Here is a 1,950-nt window from a genome sequence, read left to right as displayed (position 1 = left end):
GTCCTGTTGTTGCTGACGCTGTTGCCGATGGCCGTAGTCGCTGCGCCACCACCGCTGCCATCGCCAGCCCGCATTGATGCCCAGGCGCACCGGCTGATGCAGGCCGCACACGCACGTGGCATGGCGCTGGCGGTGATCGACGCCGGCAAGGTGGTGCACGTGGCCGCCTATGGCGAGCGCAACGCCGCCGGCGAACCGCTGCGTACCGACACCGTGATGTACGCCGCTTCGCTGACCAAGATGGCCTTCGGCCACCTGGTCGCGCAGCTGGCACAGGACCAGGTGATCGCGCTGGACGCCGGCATTGCCACGTATCTGGACAAGCCATTGCCGGACTACCCCGTCGATACGAAGCACTACGCCGATTACAGCGTATTGGCCGGCGACGAACGCTGGCGCCGGCTCACCCCGCGCCTGCTGCTCAATCATGGCAGCGGCTTTGCCAACTTCGCGTTTCTGGAACCGGATGGCAGGCTGCAATTCCATTTCGATCCGGGCAGCCGCTACGGCTATTCCGGCGAAGGCTTGATCCTGCTGCAGTTCGTGCTCGAACGGGGGCGCCTTGGCCAGGACATCGGCGCGCTGATGCAGCGTCGCGTGTTCGACCGCTTCGGCATGCCCCGCACCAGCATGATGTGGCGCGAGGATTTCGCCACCAACCTGGCCGACGGCTGGACCGCCGATGGCACGCCCGAGCCGCATGACGAGCGCAGCCGGGTGCGGGCCGCCGGCTCGATGGATACCACCATCGCCGACATGGCCAACTTCGCAGCGGGCTATGTGCGCGGCGAAGGCCTTTCAGCGGCGATGCGGCAGGAGCTGGTACGTCCRCAGCTGCCGATCACCACGGCCAGCCAGTTTCCGACCCTGCAGGCGGAACTGCCGGTAGCGGAGCGGCGCAGGGACCTGGCAGCCGGCCTGGGCGTGGTCACCTTCCGCGGACCGCAGGGGCCCGGCTTCTACAAGGGCGGCCACGATGACGCGGTGGGCAACACCCTGGTGTGCATCGAGCAGGGCCAGCGCTGCGTGGTGATGCTGGGCAACGATGTCCGCGCCGAGGCGGCGTTTCCGGCGCTGGTGGCGTTCGTGCTTGGCGATACCGGAGTGCCGTGGGACTGGGAGTACGGCGCGGAGAAGGTGCTCGTGCGCTGACGCCATCCACGCATGGCGTGGATCTACTGGCATGGACCGATGGGCATGGATTCATTGGCATGGACCCATTGCTGTGAACCCATTGGCGGCAACACGCCACCCACAAAAAAACCCCGCCTTGCGGCGGGGTTTTTCATTGCAGCAGTGCAGCGGGACTTAGAAGTCCATGCCGCCCATGCCACCCATGCCGCCCATGCCACCAGCGCCACCCATGGCCGGCTCGTCCTTCTTCGGRGCSTCGGCMACCATSGCTTCGGTGGTGATCATCAGGCCAGCGATCGAGGCTGCGTTCTGCAGCGCCGAACGGGTCACCTTGGTCGGGTCTAGGATGCCGAACTGCAGCATGTCGCCGAACTCGCCCGTAGCGGCGTTGTAGCCGAAGCTGCCGGTGCCTTCCTTGACCTTGTTGACGATGACCGACGGCTCTTCACCGGCGTTGGCAACGATTTCGCGCAGCGGGGCTTCCATCGCGCGCAGGGCGATCTGGATGCCGTGGTTCTGGTCTTCGTTGGCACCCTTCAGGCCAGCCAGTGCGGAGACCGCACGGACCAGGGCAACGCCGCCGCCCGGAACCACGCCTTCTTCAACGGCCGCACGGGTCGCGTGCAGGGCGTCGTCGACGCGATCCTTCTTTTCCTTCATTTCGATTTCGGTCGAAGCGCCGACCTTGATCACTGCAACGCCACCGGCCAGCTTGGCCACGCGCTCCTGCAGCTTCTCGCGGTCGTAGTCCGAGGAGGTGTCTTCGATCTGGGTCTTGATCTGCGCAACGCGCGAATCGACCGCAGCCTTGTCACC

At 66.0% G+C, this 1,950-nt stretch carries 2 protein-coding genes; one reads left to right on the top strand and one right to left on the bottom strand.

Annotated features, from left to right (window positions below):
* Positions 1-3: 3 nt before the first annotated feature.
* On the top strand, positions 4-1,152 hold the full coding sequence (locus AC1VAN_RS20250) for a serine hydrolase domain-containing protein (RefSeq protein ID WP_480986576.1): 1,149 nt from the start codon (positions 4-6) through the stop codon (positions 1,150-1,152).
* A gap of 156 nt (positions 1,153-1,308) precedes the next feature.
* Here the strand turns inward: AC1VAN_RS20250 and AC1VAN_RS20245 are convergent.
* On the bottom strand, positions 1,309-1,950 hold a 642-nt coding region (locus AC1VAN_RS20245), incomplete at its 5' end, for a TCP-1/cpn60 chaperonin family protein (protein WP_480986575.1).

This window comes from Stenotrophomonas sp. 05L44_2, assembly GCF_056665995.1.
Note: the sequence above shows the minus strand (reverse complement) of the source record. Positions and strands in the feature narration are given on the sequence as shown.